The sequence below is a fragment of the Actinoplanes sp. NPDC020271 genome (assembly GCF_044388125.1).
Classification (GTDB): Bacteria; Actinomycetota; Actinomycetes; order Mycobacteriales; family Micromonosporaceae; genus Actinoplanes.
In genome coordinates, this window is sequence record NZ_JBIRWQ010000003.1 from 452,832 (window position 1) to 478,357 (window position 25,526).

General features: G+C 70.1%; 21 protein-coding genes and 1 tRNA gene. 7 read left to right on the forward strand and 15 right to left on the reverse strand.

The features are described 5' to 3' along the window. Positions 1–67: 67 nt before the first annotated feature. A complete protein-coding gene (locus tag ACH442_RS09380; RefSeq protein WP_396337444.1) occupies positions 68–3,295 on the reverse strand; it encodes an efflux RND transporter permease subunit in 3,228 nt (1,075 codons plus the stop codon). A 56-nt stretch (positions 3,296–3,351) separates the two neighbouring features. Here ACH442_RS09380 and ACH442_RS09385 point away from each other — a divergent pair, with 56 nt between their 5' ends. Beyond that, positions 3,352–3,906, forward strand: a complete 555-nt coding sequence (locus ACH442_RS09385) for a MarR family transcriptional regulator (RefSeq protein WP_396337445.1) — start codon at positions 3,352–3,354, stop codon at positions 3,904–3,906. Here ACH442_RS09385 and thrC read toward each other — a convergent pair. The 5 genes from thrC to argS all read right to left on the reverse strand — a co-directional run bounded on the left by thrC (position 3,892) and on the right by argS (position 9,738). Further along, positions 3,892–4,941 (reverse strand): threonine synthase, encoded by a 1,050-nt coding sequence (gene thrC, locus ACH442_RS09390; RefSeq protein ID WP_396337446.1) that lies wholly within the window; start codon positions 4,939–4,941, stop codon positions 3,892–3,894. The genes ACH442_RS09385 and thrC overlap by 15 nt on opposite strands. Before the next feature lie 77 nt (positions 4,942–5,018). Next, the gene (locus ACH442_RS09395; RefSeq protein WP_396337447.1) at positions 5,019–5,390 is read right to left on the reverse strand and encodes a VOC family protein; all 372 of its coding nucleotides are present in this window, start codon (positions 5,388–5,390) and stop codon (positions 5,019–5,021) included. After that, a complete protein-coding gene (locus tag ACH442_RS09400) occupies positions 5,390–6,691 on the reverse strand; it encodes a homoserine dehydrogenase (RefSeq protein ID WP_396337448.1) in 1,302 nt (433 codons plus the stop codon). The genes ACH442_RS09395 and ACH442_RS09400 overlap by 1 nt, the downstream gene beginning before the upstream one ends. Beyond that, positions 6,688–8,073 (reverse strand): diaminopimelate decarboxylase, encoded by a 1,386-nt coding sequence (gene lysA, locus ACH442_RS09405; RefSeq protein ID WP_396337449.1) that lies wholly within the window; start codon positions 8,071–8,073, stop codon positions 6,688–6,690. The genes ACH442_RS09400 and lysA overlap by 4 nt, the downstream gene beginning before the upstream one ends. 3 nt (positions 8,074–8,076) lie before the next feature. Beyond that, positions 8,077–9,738, reverse strand: a complete 1,662-nt coding sequence (gene argS / locus ACH442_RS09410) for an arginine--tRNA ligase (protein WP_396337450.1) — start codon at positions 9,736–9,738, stop codon at positions 8,077–8,079. A gap of 86 nt (positions 9,739–9,824) precedes the next feature. Between argS and ACH442_RS09415 the strand changes: the two genes are divergently transcribed. From ACH442_RS09415 to ACH442_RS09425, 3 genes are all read left to right on the forward strand, one after another. Then, complete coding sequence (locus ACH442_RS09415) at positions 9,825–10,631, forward strand: DUF3105 domain-containing protein (protein WP_396337451.1); 807 nt, start codon at positions 9,825–9,827, stop codon at positions 10,629–10,631. Next, positions 10,631–11,290: a DUF305 domain-containing protein gene (locus ACH442_RS09420; protein ID WP_396337452.1), complete on the forward strand. Its 660-nt coding sequence runs from the start codon at positions 10,631–10,633 to the stop codon at positions 11,288–11,290. Before ACH442_RS09415 ends, ACH442_RS09420 begins: the two co-directional genes overlap by 1 nt. Before the next feature lie 54 nt (positions 11,291–11,344). Continuing rightward, positions 11,345–11,416, forward strand: a tRNA-Arg gene (locus tag ACH442_RS09425). Positions 11,417–11,754: 338 nt separating this feature from the next. On the opposite strand, the gene ACH442_RS09430 is transcribed toward ACH442_RS09425, so the two are convergent. The 7 genes from ACH442_RS09430 to ACH442_RS09460 all read right to left on the reverse strand — a co-directional run bounded on the left by ACH442_RS09430 (position 11,755) and on the right by ACH442_RS09460 (position 21,527). Continuing rightward, positions 11,755–12,708: a family 16 glycosylhydrolase gene (locus ACH442_RS09430; RefSeq protein WP_396337453.1), complete on the reverse strand. Its 954-nt coding sequence runs from the start codon at positions 12,706–12,708 to the stop codon at positions 11,755–11,757. Positions 12,709–12,962: 254 nt separating this feature from the next. Beyond that, entirely contained in the window at positions 12,963–13,121 is a 159-nt protein-coding gene (locus tag ACH442_RS09435) for a hypothetical protein (protein ID WP_396337454.1), read from the reverse strand. A gap of 21 nt (positions 13,122–13,142) precedes the next feature. Continuing rightward, the gene (locus ACH442_RS09440; RefSeq protein ID WP_396337455.1) at positions 13,143–14,345 is read right to left on the reverse strand and encodes a glycosyltransferase family 2 protein; all 1,203 of its coding nucleotides are present in this window, start codon (positions 14,343–14,345) and stop codon (positions 13,143–13,145) included. A gap of 26 nt (positions 14,346–14,371) precedes the next feature. Then, complete coding sequence (locus ACH442_RS09445) at positions 14,372–15,724, reverse strand: polysaccharide deacetylase family protein (RefSeq protein ID WP_396337456.1); 1,353 nt, start codon at positions 15,722–15,724, stop codon at positions 14,372–14,374. Positions 15,725–16,081: 357 nt separating this feature from the next. Beyond that, positions 16,082–16,711, reverse strand: a complete 630-nt coding sequence (lepB, locus tag ACH442_RS09450; RefSeq protein ID WP_396337457.1) for a signal peptidase I — start codon at positions 16,709–16,711, stop codon at positions 16,082–16,084. A gap of 46 nt (positions 16,712–16,757) precedes the next feature. Next, a complete protein-coding gene (gene valS / locus ACH442_RS09455; RefSeq protein ID WP_396337458.1) occupies positions 16,758–19,265 on the reverse strand; it encodes a valine--tRNA ligase in 2,508 nt (835 codons plus the stop codon). A 111-nt stretch (positions 19,266–19,376) separates the two neighbouring features. After that, a complete protein-coding gene (locus tag ACH442_RS09460) occupies positions 19,377–21,527 on the reverse strand; it encodes a bifunctional polysaccharide deacetylase/glycosyltransferase family 2 protein (RefSeq protein ID WP_396337459.1) in 2,151 nt (716 codons plus the stop codon). 97 nt (positions 21,528–21,624) lie between these two features. Between ACH442_RS09460 and ACH442_RS09465 the strand changes: the two genes are divergently transcribed. Further along, the gene (locus tag ACH442_RS09465; RefSeq protein ID WP_396337460.1) at positions 21,625–22,647 is read left to right on the forward strand and encodes a glycosyl hydrolase; all 1,023 of its coding nucleotides are present in this window, start codon (positions 21,625–21,627) and stop codon (positions 22,645–22,647) included. Here the strand turns inward: ACH442_RS09465 and ACH442_RS09470 are convergent. Continuing rightward, positions 22,644–22,901, reverse strand: coding sequence for a hypothetical protein (locus tag ACH442_RS09470; protein ID WP_396337461.1), 258 nt, complete (start codon positions 22,899–22,901; stop codon positions 22,644–22,646). The two genes, ACH442_RS09465 and ACH442_RS09470, sit on opposite strands and share 4 nt — an antisense overlap. A 99-nt stretch (positions 22,902–23,000) precedes the next feature. Beyond that, positions 23,001–23,792, reverse strand: a complete 792-nt coding sequence (locus ACH442_RS09475; RefSeq protein WP_396337462.1) for an isocitrate lyase/phosphoenolpyruvate mutase family protein — start codon at positions 23,790–23,792, stop codon at positions 23,001–23,003. A gap of 58 nt (positions 23,793–23,850) precedes the next feature. On the opposite strand from ACH442_RS09475, the gene ACH442_RS09480 reads away from it, so the two are divergent. Then, a complete protein-coding gene (locus ACH442_RS09480; RefSeq protein ID WP_396337463.1) occupies positions 23,851–24,792 on the forward strand; it encodes a DUF5937 family protein in 942 nt (313 codons plus the stop codon). 43 nt (positions 24,793–24,835) lie between these two features. Beyond that, positions 24,836–25,525, forward strand: coding sequence for a hypothetical protein (locus tag ACH442_RS09485; protein ID WP_396337464.1), 690 nt, complete (start codon positions 24,836–24,838; stop codon positions 25,523–25,525). The last annotated feature ends 1 nt before the right edge of the window (position 25,526 follow it).

Here is a 25,526-nt window from a genome sequence, read left to right on the forward strand (position 1 = left end):
GTACCCGGGAAAGGCCGATGCCCGGCCGCCGGGGCCGGGCATCGGTTTCCTTGTCACTCGCTCATTTCTAGGCGGGCTTCTCCGGCCCCTTCGGCATCTTCAGGACCTCGAACTGATCGGTGTAACCGCGCAGCGCGCCGTTCGACTCGGCCGGCGCCGGGCCGTCGTCGGGAACGGTGACCGGCTCGGTGGCCTCCGCGGGGGCCTCGGCCGGCTGCCCCTGCTTGCGGGCCCGCTTCAGCTCCCGCTTCGCGCGGCGCTTCTCCTTCCGCGTCTCCACCATCGTGTAGAGCGTCGGGACCAGCACCAGGGTCAGCAGCGTCGAGCTGACCAGACCACCGATCACCACGATGGCCAGCGGCTGGGAGATGAAGCCACCCTCGCCGGTCAGGCCCAGCGCCATCGGGATGAGCGCGAAGATCGTGGCGATCGCGGTCATCAGGATCGGCCGCAGCCGGTGCCGGCCACCCTCGATCACCGCCTCCTGCACGCCCATGCCGTCGGCCCGGTAATGGTTGATCAGGTCCATCAGCACGATCGCGTTGGTGACCACGATGCCGACCAGCATCAGCACGCCGATCAGGGCCGGCACGCCGAGCGGGGTGCCGGTCGCCAGCAGCAGGCCGATCGCGCCGGTCGCCGCGAACGGGATCGAGACCAGCAGGATGATCGGCTGCACGATGCTGCGGAACGTCGCCACCATGATGATGAAGACGATCGCGATGGCGGCCAGCACGGCCAGACCGAGCTGCTTGAACGCGTCCGCCTGGTCGGCGCTGACGCCACCGACCGTGTAGGAGGCACCGGCCGGCAGGTCGAGCGCCTTCAGCTTGGCGGTCAGGTCCTTGTTGACCTGGCTGAGGTTCGAGCCGGTGACCGAGCCGGTGACCGTGGCGGTGCGGTTGCCGTCCGTCCGGGTCACCTGCTCCGGGCCGTTGACCTGCTTGACCTCGGCGACCGAGCTCAGCGGGACGACACCCTTGGGGGTGGTCAGCGGCAGCGCCTTGAGCGCGGCGGTGTCGGTCGGGGCCGTGCCGAACGAGATCACCACGTCCTGACCGGCGCCGTCGATGCTGATGTGACCGGCCGGGGCCGAGCGGAACGTGCCGGCCACGGTCTGACCGATCTGCGCCTCGGTGAGCCCGGCGGCCGCGGCGGCCTTGCGGTCCACGATCACGTCGAGCCGCGGCACGCTGGCGGCCAGCGTGGTGTCCACGTCGGCGACCCCGGCGATCCCGGTCATCGCGGTCTTGACCTGGTCGGTCGCGCCGGCCAGGACGTCGTTGTCGGCGGCGGTCACCTCGACCGAGAGCTGGCTGCTGCCCAGCCCCGAGCTCTCCTGACCGATCTTGATCTCACCGGCGTCGGTGAGCTTGCCGAACTCCGCGCGCAGCTGGTCGGAGAGCTTCTCCGCGTCGGCGTCCTCGTCCAGCGCCACGTTGAACGTCGCGGTGCCGGCGCCGCCACCCCCGGCGAACGGGTTCGCCGAGTTGCCGCCGACGGTCACCTGGTACGTCTTCACGTCCTCCCGGCCGGCGATGATCGCCTCGACCTTCTTGGCCGCCTCGTCGGTGGCCGCCAGGCTGGTGCCGACCGGCAGCTCCTGGGTGACGGTGATGCTGTCCTGGCCGGACTCGTCCAGGAAGTTCGTCTCCAGACGGGTCGAGAGGGCGAACGTGCCGATCAGCACCACGATGCCGATCAGCACCGTGGTCCAGCGGCGGGTGGTGGCGAACCGGATGACCGGCAGGTAACCGCGCTGCAGCGGGTTGCGCAGTTCCTTCTCCTCGGCCGCCAGGCGAATCGCCTCGGCCTCGGCGGCGCCGCCCTTTGGCGGGCGCAGGAACCAGTACGCCAGGACCGGAACCACGGTCAGCGCCACGAACAGCGACGCGAGCAGGGCGACGGTCACGGTGATCGCGAACGACGAGAAGATCTGCCCGATCAGGCCACCGACCAGGGCGATCGGGGCGAAGACGGCAACCGTGGTGAGCGTGGAGGCGGTGACCGCGCCGGACACCTCGCGAACGGCCGCGAGAATGGCGTGGGACTTCTCCTCGCCGTACTCCAGATGTCTCTTGATGTTCTCGAGGACGACGATCGAGTCGTCGACCACCCGGCCCACCGCGATCGTCAGCGCGCCGAGGGTGAGCAGGTTCAGCGTGTAGTCGCCGACCCAGAGGGCGATCAGCGCGACCAGCACCGACAGCGGGATGGAGACCGCGGTGACCAGCGTCGAGCGGACGCTGAGCAGGAAGATCAGGATGACCACGACGGCCATCGCCAGGCCGAGCAGGCCCTCGGTGGTCAGGCTCTTGATCGAGCGCTCCACGAACGGCGCCTGGTCGGTGATCACGGTCAGCTGGGCGCCGGAGTCCTTCTCCAGGTCGGCCAGCATGTCGCGGACCTGGTGCGAGATCTCCACCGGGTTGCCGTCGGGCCGCGCGGTGACCGCGATGCCCAGGCTGTCCTTGCCGTCGGTGCGCGTGTACGACTCCGCGGCCGGCAGCTTGCTCTCCACGCCGGCGACGTCACCCAGGCGCACCGGGCCCTTGGTGCCGGTCAGGAACACGTCCTGCAACTGCTCGACCGTCGTGATCGGGGTGCCCACCTGCACGGTCAGCGACTTGCTGCCGTCGGTGACCGCACCGGCCGGGATCGAGACGCCGTTGGCCTGCAGCAGCGTGGTCAGCGAGGCCGGGGCGATGCCGGCGGCACCCATCTTCGCCAGGTTCGGCGTGATCACCACCTGCTTGCTGCGGGCGCCGGTGACCTGGGTGTCACGCACCCCGGTGATCCCGTTCAGCTCCGGGACGACGGTCTCGTTCAGCTTGTTGAACAGGTCGCTCTCGTCCGTGCCACCGGAGGCGGCCAGCACGATCGCCGGGATGTCGTCGGTGCCGCCGGCGAAGACCTGCGGGTCGACGTCGTCCGGAAGCTGCGACTGGATCCGGTTGAGCGAGGTGGTGACCTGGTTGACGGCCGATTCGATGTCCGTCCCGTACTCGAAGAGGACGACGACGCTCGTCACGTTCTCCTTCGAGGTCGAGGTGACCGAGTCGATGCCGTCGATGCCCTTGACCGCGTCCTCGATCGGCTTGGTGACCTGCTCCTCGACCGTCTCCGGCGAGGCGCCGGGCAGCACCGCGCTGACGAACGCCGCGGGCAGCTCGATCGACGGGAACAGCTGCTGCTTCAAGGACGGGATCGCAAAGAGGCCGAAGCCGCTGATCACCATCGCGATCAGGGCGACCAGACCTCGATTGGCAAGGCTTAACCGTGTCAGAGCTGACATGGGCGCTCCCCCGAGATAATTTCGTCCGACACTGATAGTTTGCCTGACGCGAACAAATGGTTTTCGATGGGGGTCGCCTGATAGCGTCCGTCATCGGATGGACTCATCACGGCCATCAGCACGTCACAGAGGAGCAGTCGCTGAGCGAGAAAGAACAGCTCATCGCAGACATCATGGGCGCACACATCCGCCTGGAGCAGTTGTTTGCCGATGATCGGTCCCAGCCGCTGTTCGCATCGCACCTGACGATGTCGCAGCTCAAAATCCTGGTCCTGCTCTCCCGCCAGGGGGCGATGCCGGGCGGTGCGCTGGCCCGCATGATGGGCGTCGGCGCCGCCGCGCTGAGCGGCATGATCGACCGGCTCGTGGTGCAGGACCTGGTCACGCGTACGGAAGACCTGAACGACCGGCGCATACGCCGGATCGGCCTGACGAAAGCGGGCACTGAGCTCATCGAGGGCATCATCACCGCGGGCGTGAAAAAACAGCGCGAGCTCCTCAGCCGGCTCACAGCCGAGGAGCTCGCGGTGGTGTCCCGGGCGTCAGCCCTGCTCGTGCGGGAGGCGACGCGGATCGCCGAGAGGAAAGAAGCGCCGTCAGGCGAGGTCTAGCGCCTTCGCCGCGACCAGGGCGTCGTTGGCGATCACGGTCGGCGAGGGCGCGGTCGAGATGGCCCACTCCGGGTCCTTCAGGCCGTGCCCGGTGACCGTGCAGACCACCCGCGAGCCGGCCGGGATCTGGCCCGCCTCGGCCTGCTGGAGCAGACCGGCGACGCTCGCGGCGCTGCCCAGCTCGACGAAGACGCCGACCTCACGGGCGAGCAGACGGTACGCGTTGAGGATGTCCCGATCGGTCACCGCGGAGATCAGCCCGCCCGACGAGTCCCGGGCGTCCAGCGCCTTGGTCCAGCTCGCCGGGTTGCCGATGCGGATGGCCGTCGCGATCGTGGACGGCTGCTCCACCACCTTGCCGTTGACGATCGGCGCGGCGCCGGAGGCCTGGAAGCCGTACATCTTCGGCAGTTGCGTGCTGTTCCCGGCCTCCTTGTCCTCCTGGTAACCCATCCAGTACGCCGAGATGTTGCCGGCGTTGCCGACCGGGAGGCAGTGGATGTCGGGCGCGTCGCCGAGCGCCTCGACGATCTCGAACGCGGCCGTCTTCTGCCCGTGCAGGCGGAAGATGTTCACCGAGTTGACCAGCGCGACCGGGAAATCCTGGGAGAGCTTGGAGGCGAGCGCGAGGCAGTCGTCGAAGTTCCCCTCGACCTGCAGCAGCCTGGCGCCGTGGACCAGGGCCTGGGAGAGCTTGCCGAGCGCGATCTTGCCCTGCGGCACCAGCACCGCGCAGCCGATGCCGGCGCGGGCCGCATACGCCGCGGCGGACGCCGAGGTGTTGCCGGTGGACGCGCAGATGATCGTCTTCGCGCCCTCCTCGACCGCCTTGGAGACGGCCATGGTCATGCCCCGGTCCTTGAACGAGCCGGTCGGGTTGGCGCCCTCCACCTTCAGGTAGACGTCCGCCCCGACCCGCTGCGACAGCACCGGCGCCGGCACCAGCGGCGTGTTGCCCTCGTGCAACGTGACCACCGGGGTGGACTCGGTCACCGGAAGCCGGTCCCGGTATGCCTCGATCAAACCCCGCCACATGGCCGTCACTCCTCACTCAAGCTGGGCATTCGCGCACAGCGTGCCCCACTGATCCGATCTTTGGGACCGGATGTCCACTATTCAGGACGGTGGCTCACGGCCTCGACGTTGTTGCCGTCCGGGTCACGGACGAACGCACCGTAGTAGTGCTCGTGGTACTCCGGGTGCAGCTTCGGCTCGTGCAGCACCTCGGCGCCGGCCGCGACCGCCGCCGCGAAGAACGCGTCGACCTCGGCCCGGTCAGCGGCCGCGAACGCGATGTGCGACTCGCGGAAACCGTCGCCCTCGCTCAGCCCGCCGATCCAGAAGTCGGCGTGGTCGCCGCTCCCGTACCCGATCGCCACCTGGAAATCCATCCGCCGGGACACGCCCAGTGGAGCCAGCGCCGCATCGTAGAACGCGGCGCTGGCAGCCAGATCGGAGCATGGGAGACCCACGTGGTCGAGCACTAGCCCGCACCTCCCTCGACGCGCAGCACGCTGGCGATCGAGCGGACGATGTCCAGGCTCGCCAGTTCCTCGACGGTAGCCGCCAGCGCGGCGTCCGGAGCGCTGTGGGTGACGATGACCAGTTTCGCGTCATCCGCCCGGCCGGACTGGCGGACCGTCGCGATGGAGACCTCGTGCTGGGCGAAGACCCCGGCCACGGTCGCCAGGACGCCCGGCCGCTCGGCCACGTCGAGGCTGATGTGGTAGCGCGTGAGGGATTCGCCGATCGGGCGTACACGCAGCTTGGCGTAGTTGCTCTCACTGGGCGCCCGGGTGCCGGTCAGCCGATTGCGGGCCGCCGCGACGATGTCGCCGAGCACCGCGCTGGCCGTCGGGCGCCCGCCCGCTCCCCGCCCGTAGAACATCAGCGGGCCGGCCGCCTCGGTCTCGACGAAGACGGCGTTGAACGCGTCACCGACGCCGGCGAGTGGGTGGCTCAGCGGGATCATCGCCGGGTGCACCCGGACGGAGACGGAATCGTCGCGCCGCTGAGCGATGCACAGCAGCTTGATCGTGCAGCCCATCTCCTTGGCGCTGGCCATGTCGCCCGCGGTCACGCCGGTCATGCCCTCGCGGAACACGTCGGCCGCGGTGACCCGGGTGTGGAACGCCAGCGAGGCGAGGATCGCGGCCTTCGCGGCGGCGTCGAAGCCCTCCACGTCGGCGGTCGGGTCGGCCTCGGCGTACCCCAGCTCGGTGGCCTCCTCCAGGGCCTCGTTGAAGCCGGCGCCGGTGGACGCCATCGAGGAGAGGATGAAGTTGGTCGTGCCGTTCACGATGCCGGTGACCGCGGTCACCCTGTCGCCGTGCAGCGACTCGCGCAGCGGCCGCAGCAGCGGGATCGCGCCGGCCACCGACGCCTCGTAGTACAGATCGGCGTTGCCCTCGGCGGCCGCGTCGTGCAGGGTGCCGCCGTCCTCGGCGAGCAGCGCCTTGTTCGCGGTGACCACGCTCTTGCCGGCCCGCAGCGCCTCGACCAGCCACGTCCGGGCCGACTCGATGCCACCGACGACCTCGATCACCACGTCCACGTCGTCGCGCTTGACCAGGCCGAGCGCGTCCGTGGTGAACAGCGACGGGTCGACCGGCAGATCACCGCGGTCGCGGCCGAGCCGGCGCACGGCGATGCCGGCGATCTCCAGCGGGGCGCCGATCCGGGCGGTCAGATCGTCGGCCTGCTCGTGCAGCAGCCGGACAACTTCGGTTCCGACGGTGCCGCATCCCAACAGGGCGAGGCGGATCGGCGGCTTCGCTGGGCTCATCCAACATCCAATGCAAGCAGGTCGTCCTCGGTCTCGCGCCGCACGATGACGCGGGCCGCGCCGTCGCGCACTGCCACCACGGGCGGCCGAGGAACGTGGTTGTAGTTGCTGGCCATGCTCCGGCAATAAGCACCGGTGCCCGGAACGGCAACAAGATCTCCGGGCTGCACGTCGGCGGGCAGGAATTCATCCTTCACGAGGATGTCCCCGGACTCACAATGTTTTCCCACAACGCGGGCGAGCATCGGCTCGGCCGTGGAGCTCCGGTTGGCCAGCGTGGCCGAGTACGACGCGTCGTACAGCGCGGTCCGGATGTTGTCGCTCATCCCACCGTCGACGCTCACGTACGTGCGGATGCCGTCGACGTCCTTGACCGTGCCGACCTCGTACAACGTGAAGACCGAAGGTCCGACGACGGCGCGCCCCGGCTCGACGGAGAGCTTGGGAACGCGCAGCGAGGCCAGCTCGCACTCGGACTCGACGATCTTGTTGATCCGCTTGGCCAGGTCGCCCGGCGTGGACGGGTCGTCCTGCGTGGTGTACGCGATGCCGAAGCCGCCGCCCAGGTTCAGGTCGGGCAACTCCACCCCGCGCGAGTCGCGGATCTGCGCCTGCAGCTCCAGGATCCGCCGCGCGGCGACCTCGAACCCGCTGGTGTCGAAGATCTGCGACCCGATGTGCGAGTGCAGCCCGCGCAGGTCCAGCACGCCCTCGTCGAGGATCTGCGCGGCGGCGGCGAACGCCGCGCCACCGGCCAGCGAGAAACCGAACTTCTGGTCCTCGTGCGCGGTCGCGATGAACTCGTGGGTGTGCGCCTCGACGCCGACCGTGACCCGGACCAGCACCTTGGGGCGCTTGTCGAGCTCCCGGGCCAGCTCGGTGAGCCGGGCGATCTCGTGGAACGAGTCGAGGACGATCTTGCCGACCCCGGCCTCCAGGGCGCGCCGCAACTCGGACACCGACTTGTTGTTGCCGTGGAAGCCGAGCCGCTCGGGCGGGAACCCGGCGGCCAGCGCCACCGCCAGCTCGCCGCCGGAGCACACGTCCAGGAACAGGCCCTCCTCCTCGACGATCCGGACGACCGCCTTGCAGAGGAACGACTTGCCGGCGTAGTAGACGTCCGCGCCGGCGAAAGCGGCCGCGAAGTCCCGCAGCCGGGCCCGCAGGTCGTCCTCGTCGAGCAGGTAGGCCGGGGTGCCGTAGTCAGCCGCGAGCTCGGTCACCGGGACACCGCCGACCTGCAAGGCCCCTTCCTCGGTACGAGATACCGTGCGCGACCAGAGGTGCGGCACGAGGGCGTTCACGTCGTCCGGCGTCCGCAGCCAGGCCGGCCCGCGGTTGCCGAGATCGCCGTGCAGCGCCCCGGCCTCGTGTGCGCGCATGCCTTACATCCTCTCCGGCGCGGAGACCCCGAGCAGGTCCAAACCGTTCGCGATCACCGTTCGGGTGGCCTCGGCCAGCCACAGCCGGGCCTGGTTCACGGGCTCGACCGGCTCCTCCGGCTTCGGCACCACCTGGCAGGCGTCGTAGAAGCGGTGCCAGTCGGTGGCGACCCGCTCCTCCAGGTAGACCGCGATCCGGTGCGGCTCGCGCAACTCGGCGGCGGTGGCGACCACGGCGGGGAACTGGCCGAGCGTCTTGAGCAGGTTGTTCTCCCGCTCGTGGGACAGCAGCGACGGGTCGTACGCCTCGCCCTTGCTGATCCCCCGCTCCTGCGCGACCCGCAGGATCGAGCTGATCCGGGCGTGCGCGTACTGCACGTAGAAGACCGGGTTGTCGCTCGAGTGCTTGGTGATCTCCTCGATGTCCAGCGTCAGCATCGAGTCGGTCGAGGAGCGCGCCAGCGAGTACCGCGCGGCGTCCTTGCCGACGGCCTCCAGCAGCTCGTCCAGCGTGATGATGTTGCCGGCCCGCTTCGACAGCCGCACCGGCTGGCCGGCCCGGACCAGGTTCACCAGCTGGCCGATCAGGATCTCGATGTTCTGCTTCGGGTCGTCGCCGGCGCACGCCGCGATCGCCTTGAGCCGGCCGATGTAGCCGTGGTGGTCCGCCCCGAGCAGGTAGATGCACCGGTCGAAGCCGCGCTCGCGCTTGTTGATGTAGTACGCCGCGTCGGCCGCGAAGTAGGTCTTCTCCCCGTTCGACCGGATCAGCACCCGGTCCTTGTCGTCGGTGAAGTCCGTGGTCCGCAGCCAGACCGCGCCCCCGTCCTCGAAGATGTGCCCCTGCTTGCGCAGTTCCTCGATGGCGTGCTCGACCGCGCCGCCGTCGTGCAGCTCCTTCTCCGAGAACCAGACGTCGAAGTGCACCCCGAAGCGCTCGAGGCTCTCCCGGATCTCCTTCAGCATCAGCGCGTAGCCACTGGTCCAGAAGACCGGCAGTGCGGTCTCGGCAGGCCGGCCGGCCAATTCTGGATTCTCGCTGAGAATCTGCTGAGCGATCTCGCCGATGTAGTCGCCGCCGTACCCGTCCTCGGGGGCGGGCTCACCGTTCGCCGCCGCGAACAGCGACCGGGCGAACCGGTCGACCTGCGCGCCGGCGTCGTTGATGTAGTACTCACTGGTCACCTCGGCGCCGGCGGCGGTCAGCACGCGGCGCAGCGAGTCACCGACGGCAGCCCAGCGGGTGTGCCCCAGGTGGATCGGCCCGGTCGGGTTCGCCGAGACGAACTCCAGGTTGATCTTCTGTCCGGTGAGCTGCTCGTTGTGCCCGTAGGCCGCCCCGGCCTCCACCACCGTGCGCGCGATCGTCCCGGTCACGGCGGCGTCCAGCCGGATGTTCAGGAAGCCCGGGCCGGCGATCTCCACGGCCTTGATCCCCTCACGCCGGCCCAGCTCCTCGGCGAGAGCGGCGGCCAGCTCACGCGGCTGCACGCCGACCTTCTTGCCCAGCTGCAGGGCGAGGGTCGAGGCGTAGTCGCCGTGCTCGGGATTGCGCGGGCGCTCCACCGCGGTCGTCGCGGGCAGCGCGGCCGGGTCCAGGCCACGCGTCTCGAATACGGCACGAGCAGCTGAGAGAACGGTGTCAGCAAGGTTGGCGGGAGTCACCCGGCCATGCTATCGGGGGTAGACTTCAGCGTTCGGCGGCCACCCGAGCCCCGCCCTTCCCCTTCTTGACGAATCGACGAGGCACGATGAGCATGAGCACGCCGGGGCCCGAACGGGTCCCGTCCACCGTCAAGGTCGGCAAGACCACCGGCCAGGGTAAGCCGCCGGTCGGCAAGCCGGGGCCCAATCGCCCCAACGCCGGCAAGAAAGGCCGCAAGCCGGTCACCCCGGTCAAGGTGAGCGGTGGCCGCAACTGGGGCCCCATCGCCGTCGCGGGCGTGGTCGTCCTGCTCGCCGTCGGCATCATCGGCTACGGCGTGTTCGCCTCCGTCCAGGGCTCCCGCGACTGGACCGACAAGCTCGCCGACATCCAGGGCGTCGTCAACTACCGCGCGCAGAAGAACGCGACGCTTGACGACCGCACCCACAAGGACGGCGCGCTCACCTACGTGACCAGCCCGCCCGTCGGCGGCGCGCACAACCCGACGTGGCAGAACTGCATGGGTGACGTCTACACCGAGCCGATCGCCAACGAGCACGCGGTGCACAGCCTCGAGCACGGGGCGGTCTGGGTGACGTACAAGCAGGGCCTCGCCGCCGACCAGGTGGCCGTCCTGCAGAAGAAGGTCGAGGGCAAGGACTACATGTTGATGTCGCCCTACGCCGGCCTCGACAAGAACGTGTCCGTCCAGGTCTGGGGCTACCAGTACAAGACCGACGACGTGAACGACAAGGCGATCGACGACTTCATCTCCGCCGCCCGCCTCAAGGCCTCGATGGAGCCCGGCGCGGCCTGCTCCAGCGGCAACACCACGACCGGCCCGGTCACCGCCGCCACCAGCAACGGCGCCAGCATGGACAGCGCCACCACCGGAAGCACCAGCGGTAACTGATGATCTCGGACGTCACCTCCTCGGACGCCGACCCGGCGTCCGAGGAGACACCCGCCCCGAGCCGCCGCCGGTTCGGGTATGCCGCGGTCGCCCTGCTGCTCGCCGGCATCGTCCTCGGCGCCGCGATCGGCCTGGTCATCCCCCGCTTCCGGACCCCGGACACGGACTCCGTCGAAGCCGGCTTCCTCCGCGACATGTCCACCCACCACGCCCAAGCCGTCGCCATGGCGATGATCGCCCACGCCGGCTCGGACACCCCGGGCATCGTCACCCTCGCCGCCGACATCGCCACCACCCAGCAGGCCCAGATCGGCTACATGCAGGCGTGGCTGCGCGACTGGGACCTCGACCCGACCGGCGACCAGCCCGCCATGGCCTGGATGCCCGACGCCGCCGGCTCCGTCGTCAACGGACTGATGCCCGGCATGGCCACCCCGGAACAACTCGCCTCCCTGCGCAAAGCCAGCGGCAAAGACCTCGACGTGCAGTTCCTCACGCTGATGCGGGCACACCACCTCGGCGGCATCCACATGGCCCAGGAAGCCGAAGAACTGTCCGGCAACAAGAATGTGGACTGGCTGGCCGACAGCATGGTCACCGCCCAGCAAGGCGAGATCCAACTGATCGACGACCTGCTCAAGCAGGCCCAGGCGAGCTGACCGGTACCGGTTGGCGGTGGTCTCCGGGAGCCTGCTAGGCTTCTGAACCACTGGGCCCCCGTAGCTCAGGGGATAGAGCGTCGCCCTCCGGAGGCGAAAGCGCAGGTTCGAATCCTGCCGGGGGCACGATGGCAAGCCCCGTATTTCCGCGGAAAGCGCGGAGCGGGGCCATCGTGCTTTCTACCCTGGGGACCTAGCCCCAGACCCCCACGCCGGGGATACCCCGGAGCACCATCAGGCGCTCGGGGAGACGTCGCTCTTGCTGTTCCAGCCGCTCGCCGACGACGATCTCGCTTCGCTCATCGAGAGCCGATTCGGTACGGGGTCAGCGGTGTTCGCGCATGTCGCGCACGGGACCGAGCGGTCGCTGAACCAAGGAAACCGCGCTCCCGGCCGCTGCACGTCGCCGCCCGACACCCGGCCACCGATCTCAGGCCTCCGTCGGCCTCGCCCGGCCGGCGAGGTCAGCGCTGCCAGTGCAGGTAGTCGACCTGCATGGTCTGCGGGAACGGGAGGGTGGGGCTGGGAGGTCCGGGCCAGCCCCCGCCGACCGCGACGTTGAGCAGGACGTAGTACGGCTTGTCGAAGAGCCAGGGGTCGCCCCGGGACAGATCTTCGGGGGCGAACGAGGCGTAGGCCGTGCCGTCGAAGGACATCTGGACGGAGCCCGGCCACCAGTCGAGGGTGTACCGGTGGAAGTCGTCCGACGGCGACTGCCGGGTGGCCGTCGTGACCTCACGCTGCCAGGGACGGCCCGCGGGATCGGGACCGTGGATGGTGGCGTGGACGGTGGAGGGTTCGCGACGACCGAGGCTCTCCATGATGTCGATCTCGCCGCAGCGGGGCCAGGGCATCCGGGCGGCGTCGGCACCGAGCATCCAGAAGGCCGGCAGCAGACCGGCGCCGTCGGGCGTCCGGATGCGGGCCTCCAGGTGGCCGTAGGTGGCGGAGAAACGGCTGTTCAGGCGGCCCGACGTGAATGAGCCGGGTGCGGGCCCGCGGCGGGCGGTGATCGACAGCCGGTCGGCGGCGACGGTGAGGTTGGCCGTCGACGCGGTGTAGTTCTGCAGCTCCCGGTTGCCCCAGCCGTGGTCCCCGGTCTCCGGGCGCCACTTGGTGCGGTCGAGTCGTCGGCCGTCGAAGTCGTCGGCGAAGATCGTCCGGGGTGGATCGGTCCCGCGCCGGGCCAGGGTGAGCGTCACCGAGGTGACGGTGACCGGGCCGGGCAGCGGCTCGATGCCGACTCGCAGACGGCCCTCGGCAGCCGGCACGGTCAGGCTCACCCGCCGCAGGTGGTGGAGGTCGGCGCGCTGCCGGACCGGCCCGGAGGCGCCGTCCGCCGTCAGGGTCAGCGCGGTCGCGGCGCTCTTCCCGAGCCCGAAGGTGACCAGCCAGGTTCCCCGGGCCGGGATCGGCACCGCGTAGCAGGGTGGGGACCCGGTGCCCGCCCAGCGGCGGGACCAGCCGACGGCGATCGGGCTCCGGGTCCCCGGGGCCGCTCCGCCCGCCGTGGAGCAGCCGGGACCGGGTCGGGGAGGGCCGGGCCGGGCCAGGCCCGCGAGCACGCCCACGAGAGCGAGCACGAGGCCGGCTCGGACCGCCCAGGGTGACGGCGAACCCGCCGCCGGCGCGACCCGGGTCACGCCGGCGGCGGGCCGGTGAGGCTCGGTCGTCAGGGCTTGGCTTTCCCGCTCGGCCGCAGGAGCCCGATGATCGCTCCGACGGCGAACGTGATGGTGACGCCCGCCATGATCCATGCGGGGAGGTTGACGAGAGCACCGGCGATCGGGATGGTGCCGCCACCGGCGAGGGCCATTTTGCTTCCGTACATCGTTTGATCTCCTGTTGGGTTCTACGCTGCCGCTTCGGCCGCGTATTGCATGGTCCAGCGGTCCTTACGGCGCCCGGTGATCCGGCTTCGCAGCACTTCGACCCACGCCGCGACGAACCAGCAGGCGCGCATCCACGCGAACGCCTCCTGGGGCAGCAGCAGCGCGGCCAGGATGATGTCCCAGCGGTCGCGGTGCGGGATACGCAGCGCCTGCTTCACGTCGTTGGCGATGAACAGCAGAGGCACGAAGAACCAGACGGGCGCGAAGTGCAGGATCCCCAGCGCGGCGTAGAGCACCGTGAAGAAGATCCAGCCGAACCGGACTCCGGCCGCCAGCAGGCCCGCCGCCTGCTGCCGCCAGTCGAGCCGGGTGTGCTTGTTCCAGCCGAAGCGCAGCAGGTCCTCGACGGTGCCGACCTGCCACTTCATCCGCTGACCCCAGAGCGCGCGGACCGTGACCATGGCGTCGGTGTAGGCCCGGACGGTGGGCGACACCCGGCAGTAGTACCCCAGCTCACGGATACGGTAGGTCAGCTCGAAATCCTCGACCTGGCTGGCGTGCAGCCACGGCCCGTGCCGCTTGTGGGTCCGGGTGACCTCGTGCAGCACCGAGTTGCGGATGGCGCACGCGGTGCCGGCCAGCACCGAGGTCCAGCCGCGGCGCAGCGACGAGTCGGTCCACTTGGCGAACTCGGCCCGTTGCAGCCGGACCAGGAACGCCGTACCGCGCATGGTGAACTTGCTGCTCGACCCGGCCAGCTTCGGGTCCTCGGCGAACTCTTTCACCCAGTCGCCGATGGCGTTCGGTGGGAGCACGGTGTCGGCGTCGAGGCAGACGACGATGTCGGCATCCGTGGCGTACCGCCGCCACGCCGCGTTCAGCCCACCGCACTTCTTGTCACGGTTGTTGACCGTCCGGGTGACCACCAGCACCTGGTTGTGCAGCGCGGACGCCTTCCCCACGGTCTCGTCGGTGCAGTTGTCGGCCACCACCACGATCCGGTCGGGCATCCGCTCCTGGGCGAGCAGCGCCTCCACGGTCGGGCCGATCGAGGCTTCCTCGTTGTGGGCGGGGATCAGCACGACGACCCGCGCCGGCCGGTTCCCGTCAGCGGTCGAGGTCGAGCCGCCGTACAACGCACTCGGCCCGTGCTGGGCGATCCGGCTCGGCCGGGTCAGGATCCGTGTCGGAGCATCAGTGGCAAAGGTGTCACTGGAAAACATCGGGACCTTCTTCAAGCGTCGTGGGGTTACTGCGCGGCCAGGGAATAGTCGTCGGTGACCAGGGTCCCGGTGCCGCTCAGGGCAAGTCCGAAGCTGACCGCGTCGGCGCCGGCGGGCAGCGGCGCGGTCACGTAGCCGGTGAGCTTCCAGGTGTTCGACGGGTCGACGCACGTGCCGGTCTCCCAGTACTGCCAGGTCCCGGTCGCGTCGCGGTAGTACGTGATCACGCAGACGGTCGCCGGGTGGGCGCCGCTCGCCGGCCAGCTGCCCTTGAACCAGACCCAGGTCCCGTACCGGACCCCGGGCCGGGCCACCGCCAGGCAGGAGCTGTCCGCGGTGTTCTGGCTGAGCACGAGCTTCCGGTCCCCGCTCGCCCACCGGGTGACGGTCACCTGGTCGGCGGCGACACCCCGGTGCGCGCCGGTGATCCGGGACCACCGGGCGGTCGTTCCGGCGAGGTCGGCGCCGGCGTGCTGGAAACAGATCGGCTCGGCGGCGAGCCCGGCCCCGCGGCGCTGTTCCAGGGACGGATTGCGCACCAGGTTGAGGGCCGCGGCGGGTTCGGGCAGCGGCGGCGCCGGCACCACCCCGCCGGTGGCGTCGGCCCGGATCGTGGTGGTCGCGCACAGGTGCTGCGCGTTCATGTGGTCGACGATCGGTTGCAGGGCCGCGATCGCGTTGAGGGTCTCCTGTTCGAGCCCGTCGTGCATGAGCACGATGGTCCCGTCCTCGATGCCGTCGTACCTGTTGCCGTCGATCGTGTAGCCGTCGACGACGTTCGACACGATCTGCTCGGTCGAGCTGCCGTCCCAGTCCTTGGAGTCCATGATGTTCGTGCCGGGCATACCCCAGGGCATGACGATCCGGTAACCGAGGCTCCGGGCCAGGGCGTCGGCGTGCGCGTCGATGTCGCCGTAGGGCGGCCGGTACAGCGTCGGCTTCGGTACGCCGGCCGCGACGATCGCCGTGGACGCCCGGGTGAGCTCCTGCTTGATCTGCGTGTCGGTGAGCGGCGCCGTCCCGGTCGACGCCCCGGTGATGGACGCGTGATCGTACGTATGGTTCTGCACCGAATGTCCGTCCGCGACCTCGGCCCGCAGCAGTTCGGCTGCGGCGGCCCCGCCGGTGGCGATGTTCTTGCCGACCACGAAGAAGGTGGCCCTGACGTGCAGTGCGTCGAGCTCGTCGAGCATCGCCCGGGTGTGCGGCCCGGGGCCGTCGTCGAAGGTGAGAGCGACGTTCCCGCCCGAGCAGTCGTTGTCGAGCGGGCGCTTCGGCTCGCTCGCGGACGCCGCCGGTGAAACCGCGACTCCGGCGGCCACGGCCAGGCCGGCCGCGGTCAGAAAGACCAATGGCCACCGCCATTGCCTGCGTGTCATGATTTCTCCATTGCGAGAACGACTCATTCGGGTTTCACGTCGGCGCGCGGCGTCGACCGGCGCGATCGGCACCGGGGAAACCACGAGATCGCTGTTCGGATGCACCGCATCGATCGCCGTAACAGCAGCTAGAAGGGCATGCTTCGCTGCCTGCCCGGCAGGCGGAGTCACGTAATCCGCGCTGTCGAGAAATAGGCTAGGGCACTTGAACTCTTTTTCAAGACACCCAACGGGGGTCGCCCGAAATCCGGTTCACATACCGCTTTCGCCATTGCCGGTCAACCCGGAACGGGGAGGAAAACCAGAAGGACCGCGGCGAGAAACTCGCCGCGGTCCTGGTGTTCGCCGGTAGGTGCCCTACTTGTCGGGGACGCCCTCGAAGGTGGACGGGACCGACAGGCTGGTCCAGTGCGAGACCGGCCAGTAGATCGCGAATGCCCGGCCCGCGACCCGGCCGATCGGGACGGTCCCCAGATCGGAGTCGAGGTGGGCACGGGAGTCGGCGGAGTCCGAGCGATGGTCGCCCATCACGAAGAGCCGCCCGGCCGGAACGGTCACGTCGAACTTGTCGTCCGAGGGCGCGTCGCCGGGGTACAGGTAGTTCTCGTCCAGGGCGTGGCCGTTGACCGTGATCCGGTTCTGCGAGTCGCAGCAGATCACGTGGTCACCGGGGGTGCCGACGATCCGCTTGATGTACTCCTGCTCGCCCGGGCCGGCGCCCCACGTTGCCGGCGGCTCGAAGACGATCACCTCGCCTCGGTGCGGGTCACGGAACCGGTAGAGGAGCTTGTTCACCAGCACCTTGTCGTTCAGGAGCAGGGTGTTCTCCATCGACCCGGACGGGATGTAGAAGGTCTGGAGCAGGTAGGTGCGCACGCCAGCGGCGACGAGCACGCCCACGACGATGAGCACCAGGAGCTCGAAGCCCTTGGAACGGTAAAAGGGACGACCGGTGATCTTGTCCTCGGACACGGGCGGAGCGTACATCAATCGTCACAGCCCGGCAGGAAACAACCGGGCTGTGACCGATCGATCAGGCGAGTTCGATCTCGGCGGTGAGCGGCCCCTCGACCGCCTCGGTCGTGACCGAGCGGATCACGCCGGCGGCCAGGACATCCCGGCTGACCAGCGCGAACGATGCCTCCGGACCGCGCACGACGAGCCGCGCGACCTCGCTGCGCATGGACTGTTTCGCCTCCGACTTGGCCTTGCGGACCAAGCCGAGAACGGTACCGGCCAGAGTGAGCAGACCGGCCGGGAGTCCCGGGTCGAGCGCCGGGGCGAACTCGTCCGCGGACGGCCACGGCGCGCGGTGCACCGAGCCCTCCTGCCACCAGGACCACGCCTCCTCGGTGACGAACGGGAGCATCGGCGCGAACAGCCGCAGCAGCGTGCGCAGGGCCAGCGCCAGGGCGGCGTGCGCGGACCGCGTGGCGGGGTCGTCGGCCGAGCCGTAGGCACGTTCCTTGACGAGCTCCAGGTAGTCGTCGCAGAACGTCCAGAAGAACTGCTCGGTGCGCTCCATCGCGCGGGCGTAGTCGTACGCCTCGAAATGTCTCGTGGCGTCAGCCACGACGGATGCCAGGTCACCCAGCATCGCCCGGTCCAGCGGCTCGGTGACCTCCCCCTCGTGCAGGTCGAAGCGGAGCACGAACTTGGTCGCGTTGAGGATCTTGATGGCGAGCCGCCGGCCGACCTTCATCTGGCCGGTGTCGAACGCCGTGTCGGTGCCCGGCCGCCCGCTGACCGACCAGTAACGGACCGCGTCCGAGCCGAACTCCTCCAGCAGCGCCATCGGGGTGACGGTGTTGCCCTTGGACTTCGACATCTTCTTGCGGTCCGGGTCGAGGATCCAGCCGGAGAGCAGCGTGGTCCGGAACGGGAGGCTGCCGAACTCCTGGTGGGCGCGGAGCACCGTGGCGAACAGCCAGGTCCGGATGATGTCGTGGCCCTGCGGGCGCAGGTCCATCGGGAAGACCCGCTGGAACAGGTCGTCGTCGGTACCCCATCCGCCGGCGATCTCCGGGGTCAGCGACGAGGTGGCCCAGGTGTCCATGATGTCCGGGTCGGCGATGAAGCCGCCGGGCTGGTCGCGCTGGTCCTCGCGGTAGCCGGGCGGGGTGTCGCTGCTCGGGTCGACCGGCAGTGAGGACGGCGTGATCGGGGACGAGTAGTCCGGCTCGCCGGCCGCGTCCAACGGGTACCAGACCGGGATCGGGACACCGAAGAAGCGCTGCCGGCTGATGATCCAGTCGCCGGCCAGGCCCTCCACCCAGTTCTCGAAGCGGCTGCGCATGAAAGCCGGTGACCAGGTCATCTCCCGGCCGCGGTCGATCAGGGCGGAGCGCAGGGCGGCGTCCCGGCCGCCGTTGCGGATGTACCACTGCCGGGTGGTGACGATCTCCAGGGGCTTGTCGCCCTTCTCGTAGAACTTCACCTTCTGAGTGGTCGGCCGGGGCTCCCCGTCCAACGCGCCGGCCTCCCGCAGCAGCGAGACCATGGCCTCCTTGGCCGAGAAGGCCGTCTTCCCGGCCAGAGCCGCGTAGACCCCGGCATCGATGCCCTCGGGCGGCGTCGGCAGGAGCCGGCCGTCACGTCCCATCACCGGCCGCGTCGGCAGGTCCAGCTCCCGCCACCAGATCACGTCGGTCTGGTCGCCGAACGTGCAGATCATCGCGATCCCGGAACCCTTGTCCGGCTGCGCCAGCGGATGCGCCCGGATCGGCACCTCGACGCCGAACACCGGCGTGGTCGCGGTGGTGCCGAACAACTTCTGGTACCGCTCGTCGTCGGGGTGCGCGACCAGCGCCACGCAGGCCGGGAGCAGCTCGGGCCGGGTCGTCTCGATGTGCACGGTCCCGCCGCCGGCCAGCCCGAACGCCAGCCGGTAGTACGCACCCTGCCGCTCCCGGTCCTCCAGCTCGGCCTGCGCCACCGCGGTCCGGAACGAGACGTCCCACAGCGTCGGCGCGTCGGCGACATACGCCTCGCCGCGCTCCAGGTTGCGCAGGAACGCCCGCTGCGACACGGCCCGGCTGACGTCGTTGATCGTGCTGTACTGCAACGACCAGTCGACGGAGAGGCCGAGCTGGCGCCACAGGTCCTCGTACGCCTGCTCGTCGATCGCGGTCAGCCGCTGGCACAGCTCGACGAAGTTGCGCCGGGAGATCGGCAGCGGCCGGCTCGGCGGGTTGTCCGGCGGCTCGAACGTCGGGTCGAACGGCAACGACGGGTCACACTGCACGCCGTAGTAGTTCTGCACCCGCCGCTCGGTCGGCAACCCGTTGTCGTCCCACCCCATCGGGTAGAACACCTCGCGCCCGGTCATCCGCCGGTAGCGCGCGACGGCGTCGGCGTGCGTGTACGAGAACACGTGCCCCACGTGCAGCGAGCCGCTCACCGTCGGCGGTGGCGTGTCGATGGAGAACACCTTTACTCGCGGCGCCGTCCGGTCGAAAGCGTAGGTGCCCTGCTCGGCCCATGTCTCCCGCCACTTCCGCTCGATCCCGTCGAGGGTGGGCTTGTCCGGAACGTTGTTCACGCAGGCGACCATAGCCCGTCGTCCGGCGGCGACGACCAGGGCTGCCGGCTCGGGATCCGGACGACCACCCCGCCGGCGCAGCGGCTTCTCGACGACAACCGATCGCAGGACCTAGCGGCGCGGCGTGCCGATCAGGGCGTTGAGCCCGCCCGTCCGCCGCAGCTTCTGCCACCCCAGCCTGATCCCGCCGAGCGCGGCCAGCACCGACTGGATCAGCACCAGGTACATCAGCTGGCGGTAGACGAACTGCTGCAACGGCACCCGCCACAACGGTTTCAGCGACTCGCCGTCGAGCCGGAACGCGTACCACGTGCTGAACATCTGGACCGCCAGCATCAGGGCCCAGGCGCCCACGGTCCTGACCGGGTCGAGGAAGAACAACCCGTAGACCAGGAACACGTCGATCAACGGTGAGAGCAGTGGCAGCACCGTCTGGAACAGGGCCAGGTTGAGCAGCCCGCGCCGCCCGAACCTGCCGCCCGGGCCTTTCTCGAACAGCGCCCCGCGGTGCTTCCACATCGCCTGCATCGTCCCGTAGCTCCACCGGTACCGCTGCCGCCAGAGCTGCGACATCGTGGACGGCGCCTCGGTCCAGGCGCGCGACCGCTCCTCGTAGACGACCCGCCAGCCGGCCCGGATGATCGCCACGGTCAGGTCGGTGTCCTCGGCCAGGGTGTCCTCGCTCAGCCCGTCGACCTGCCGCAGCGCCTCGCGGCGGAATGCGCCGATCGCGCCCGGCACGGTCGCCATGCAGCGCATCACGTCGTAGGCGCGGCGGTCGATGCTGAACCCGACCACGTATTCGATGTGCTGCCAGATCGCGACCATGCTGTTCCGGTTGGCGACCTTGGCGTTGCCGGCCACCGCCCCGATCTCCGGGTTCGCGAACGGCTGGACGAGCAGGCGGACGGTGTCCGGCTCGAACACGGTGTCGCCGTCCATCATCACGACGACCTCGGTTCTCGCGTGGGCGATGCCGTTGTTCAGCGCGCTGGACTTGCCGCCGTTGGTCTGGCGGACGACTTCGACGTTCGGATGGCCGAGCGCCTCGGCGATCTCGGCGGTGCCGTCGGTCGACCCGTCGTCGACCACCACGATCGCGATCGGGTGCGTGCTCGCGACCAGCGAGCGCAGCGTGTCGGCGATGCATTCCTTCTCGTTGTAGGCCGGCACGATCACGGTCACCGGCTCGGTGTACTCGCCGCCCCACGGATCAGGATTCTTCTTGTACCGGTTGGCATGCCTTCGACCCAGGATCAACATCAGAATCAGCCGTACGACCGTGAGCACGCCCAGCACGAGCAGCAGATACGAGAACCCGATCGTCACACCCGCGGCCAGCCGGATCGCGCCGACCAGCCCCGTGCCGATCGCGCGGTCACGGGTGCTCGCCGCGGGATTGATCGTGCTGTTGCCGGTGAGCGCCGCGACCGTGGTGAACGTGTAGCCCTCTTTCTGCAGGGCCGGGATCACGGTCTTCAGCGCCGTCGCGGTCTTCGACCGGTTACCGCCGCCGTCGTGGAAGAGCAGGATCGCCCCGGCGCCGTCGTCGGGCCGGACCGCGTCCTCGATGTCGGTCATCGTCGCGGCCGACTCCCAGTCCCGGCTGTCCAGGTTGTTCACCACGGTCAGGTAGCCGCGCTCGCCCATGTCGGCCATCACGTTCCAGGTGTTGTCGTCCAGCGCCTCGACCGTGGACGAGTACGGCGGCCGGAAGATCAGGCTGGTTACCCCGGCCGCCCCGGCCAGCGCGAACTGCGTCTCCTGCATTTCCACACCGCGCCGCCACTCGCCCTTGCCGGACATGTCCGGGTGGGTGAACGTGTGGATGCCGATCTCGTGGCCGGCGTCCTTCACCCGCTTGACGAGCGAGGGGTACTGGCTGATCTGCGAGCCGATCATGAAGAAGGTGGCCGGGACGTCGTACTCCTCGAGCACGTCCAGGATCTCCGGCGTGTACGTCGGGGACGGCCCGTCGTCGAAGGTCAGCACGATCCGGTTGTCCGGCACGGTGACCGTGGTGGTGGTCGTCCCGTCGGTCTGGATGATCGGGCCGCCCTCGAGCGCCGCGGCCGGCACCTGATCGGTGTCGTTGGTCGAGGCAGCCGCGCCGTCCTGGGTGAACTCACCCTGCACGACGCCGTTCACCAGCAGGATGCACGCGAACAGGCCGAGTACCACGGTCAGCACGATCCAGCGCGGGCGCGGCACGGGCACCCGGACACGCCGCCGGCGTGCCCCCTCCGACGTCTCGACGGACACCGATTTCCCCCTCGCGCCGCGCTGCGCTGCGCGGCAGAAGTACCTATCGGCCGGAATTCCGCACACGTGAGGCTTTTGCCGGTGAGATAGTCATCGAGTGGCCTCACACCGCTTGGCGTACGCCTCGGCCGCTGCCCTGCTGACCCTCGGCGGCTGCTCCGGGGACGACGACAAGAGCACGACCACCACCCCGTCCGCCTCCACGACCACCTCGGCGAGCGTGTCCGCCCCGGCCACCACCATCCCGGCGACGCTCAAGTCGGCGCCTTATGTCGACATCGTCAGCGGCTCGGTCGACATCTCCGACGTGGCCGCCAAGACCGGGCAGACCGACTTCACGCTGGCGTTCGTGCTGGCCGACAGCACCGGCGCGTGCACACCGACCTGGGGCGGCAAGACCGCGATCGACGACAGCACAGTGGCCGCGTCGATCGGCGGGATCAGCACCGCCGGCGGGAGCGCGATCGTCGCCACCGGTGGCGCGACCGGCACGTACCTGGAGACCGCCTGCACGGAGGACCAGCTGGTCACGGCGTACGAGAAAGCTCTCGACGCGGCCGGCAGCAACCGCCTCGACGTGGACATCGAGCAGTCCGTGACCGTGGAGACGGTCGCCGGGGCGCTGGCCGCGCTGCAGAAGGCCCGCGGCACCGCGATCACGGTGACGCTACCGGTGGCCGGCACCACCCAGGGCCTCGCCGACGCCGGGATCGAGCTGCTCGAGGCGGTCGAGGACACCGGCGCCGAGGTGACCGTCAACGCGATGACGATGAACTTCGACGCGGCCGGCGGCGGCTGGGGTCTGGCGATGACCACGGCGGCCGAGGCGGTGAAGGAGGACCTGGACAGCATCTGGACGGACAAGTCCGACGCGGAACTGTACGCGATGCTCGGCGTCACCCCGATGATCGGCGTGAACAACTCCGGCGGGACGACGAAGACCGCCGACGCGAAATATCTGCTGGACTGGGCCGCCGGGAAGAACGTGGGATTCGTACGCTTCTGGTCGGTGAACCGGGACAACGGCAACTGCACCGACGGCTCGGTGGCCTCGCATTGCAGTGGCATGGCCCAGGCCACATATCAGTTCACCGACCAGTTCCACGATTACGCGGGTTAGCTCGACGCCGAACTCGTCGCGGTGGCACCGACACCGGCACCGGCGGTGGCCGTCGCCGCCGTCGAGACGGTGGCCTTGGTGGTCAGCGCCGAGTCGGCGGCCTGCACCACGCTCGCGCCGACCACACCCATGTAGAGAGCGGCGAACAGGGCGACGAAGAATCCCATGACGGCGAGCAGCCGTTTGCGCCGCCCGGTCGCGTCGACGAAGACCTGGGCGCCTTCCTCGGGGGGCATCACAGGGGTGCGAATCATCGTTTCCGATTCCTTCCGATTGGTCGATCACGACCTTAGGAACGGAATCTACGAATCAGCTTTGTGCCTACCGGACGAATTCTGTCAAAGAAATGCTCACTAATTGCTGGAATTGTCATTACTCGGCGTGTCGATCGACGACGGTGCGCTCAGCGCGTTCAACCGGCCGTAGTCGAGCGCACCGGCGAGCCCGGTGTAGGTGCCGGCGCCGAACGCCTCCCGGGCCGCCCGCTCGACCAGCCCGTACGCCGCCTGCGCCACCGACGAGCCCAGGCTGACCCGGGCCACGCCGAGTTTCGCCAGCTCACCGATCGACGGCGCGCCCGGCCCGGCCATCACGTTCACCGGCCCCGGGACCGCCTCGACCAGTTCGCCGATCGCGGCCGGGTCCGTCACCCCGGGCACGAAGATGCCGTCCGCACCGGCGTCCAGGTACGCCCGCGCCCGCGCGATCGCCTCGGCCACGTCACCGAGGCCGAACAGCAGCGTGTCGATCCGCGCGTTCAGGAAGACGTCCGGCGCGGCCGCGTGTGCCGCCGCGATCCGGGCGACCTGCTCGTCGATCGCGCGGGTGCCGTCCTCCAGGTTCACGCCGGCCACCCCGGCCGCGGCGACCTCGCGCAGGGTGCGGGCCGGGTCGTCGTACCCCGCCTCGACGTCCACCGAGACCGGCACGGACACCGCGGCGACGACCCGGCGGGCGGCCTCGACGGCGAGTGCACGGCCCAGGGCGCCACCGTCCGGCGCGCCCAGGCTCCAGGCCACCCCGGCGCTGGTGGTGGCGACGGCAGCGGCCCCGGCCGCCGCGACGATCCGGGCACTCGCCGCGTCCCAGGCGTTGACCAGGACGAGCGGGGAACCGGGCTGATGCAGGGAACGAAAGTCGGTCACACCGGAAGTCTTCGCGGGCGGCTCGCCCGGCGACAGGTATTTAGCGGAGACTAAAAGCATGGTTGCGATCGCCCTCCCGCCCGGCGCCGCCACCCGCATCCGGTTCGCCGTCTCCTGCCTGTGGGAGGTGCTGGCCAGTCTGCGGGGCGTGTCCTCCGTACATCGGAAATGGGCTCTGAGGGATCGGCCCGGGCCGGGTGGCCTGCTCGCCCGCCTGGTCCCGTCGGCCGGGAGTTACGCACCGGACTTCCTGACCCCGCCGCCCACCGGCCTGACCGCCGACCTCGAGGCCGAACTGACCGTGCTGCGCCGGACCGAGCCGGCGGTCGTCCGGGAGCACCTCGCCCTGATGCCCGGCGGTCGCGACCTCGGCCTGTTCCACGACCCGGCGACCGGTCTCGCGCGGCTCAGCGACGAGATCGCCGCCTACTGGGCCACGGCGATCGAGCCCGACTGGCCCCGGATGCACGCGCTGCTCGACGCCGACGTCCGCCGCCGCGCCCACCACCTCGCCACCGACGGCGCCGCGGCCGTCCTCAACGACCTGCACGACCGGGTCCGCTGGATCGACGGCACGCTCCTGGTCGACCAGCGGCACTGCACCGCACCGGACGTGCCCGACGGCAGCGGCCTGGTCCTGATCCCGTCGGTCTTCGCCTGGCCGTCCGTGCTCACCGTCTCCGCCTGGGGGACGCCGCAGCTCGCCTACCCGGCCGCCGGGGTGGCCACCCTCTGGGAGGAGCCGTCAGCGCCGCCGGACGCGCTGGGCGCGCTGGTCGGCGCCGGGCGGGCCCGGATCCTGGTCGCGCTGGGCAGCCCCCTGTCGACCACCGAGCTGGCGCGGCGGACCGGGATCACAGCCGGCGGGATCTCCCAGCACCTGCGGGTCCTGCGGGCGGCCGGGCTGGTCGCGACGCACCGGGAGGGGCGCTCGCTGCTGAACTCCCGCACCCCGGCGGCGGAGACGCTGCTCGCCGCGGCCCGTCGGCGCCTCGCATGACCTAACCTCGACACTCATGGATTTCGCAGGACGTATCAGGCCGGTGATCGACAGGGTCTACGTCGGAGCGAGGGCGGCCAGCCGCGACCGTGTCCTCGCCGTCTACGCCGAGCTGGGCCTCAGACCCGGCTTCGAGAGCAGCTTCTACTTCGGCCTGCTGGCCCGCCCGATGCCGGCCGACAGTTTCGCCGCCGCGACCGCCTACGGCAGCGGGGACATGACCGCGGAACTGGAACAGGGCATCGCGTCGGTCGACGCCGACGGCACGTGGCGGCTCACCGACCGGGGCCGGGCCGTCGCCGGGGCCGTGCAGCAGGCGATCGGCGAGGGTGCGGCCGAACACTGGAGTCCCGGACCTCCGCTGGACGCCGTGCTGCCCGGCCCGGCCGCCCTCCCCCGCCTCGCCGACCTGGTCGGCCGGCTGCTGGAGGCAGGCCTGGCCACCGGCGGCCCCGCCTTCCGGGCCATGGCGCCGGTGTACGAGCCTGCCGACGCCTCCCCCGCGGTGCGCCTCACCACCCGGCTGGGCGCGCTCCGGCACCACCGGGGTGACGCGCACCGCGCGGCGTGGCAGGCCGCCGGTCTGACCGCGAGCCAGATCATGGCGCTGCCCGCCGGCCCGGAACGGCAGGCGATCGACGCCGCGACCGACCGCCGCGACGAGCCGATCTATCAGGTGCTCGACGATCAGGAACGAGTCGAGCTCCTGGCCGGCCTCGGCGCCCTGCCGTGAC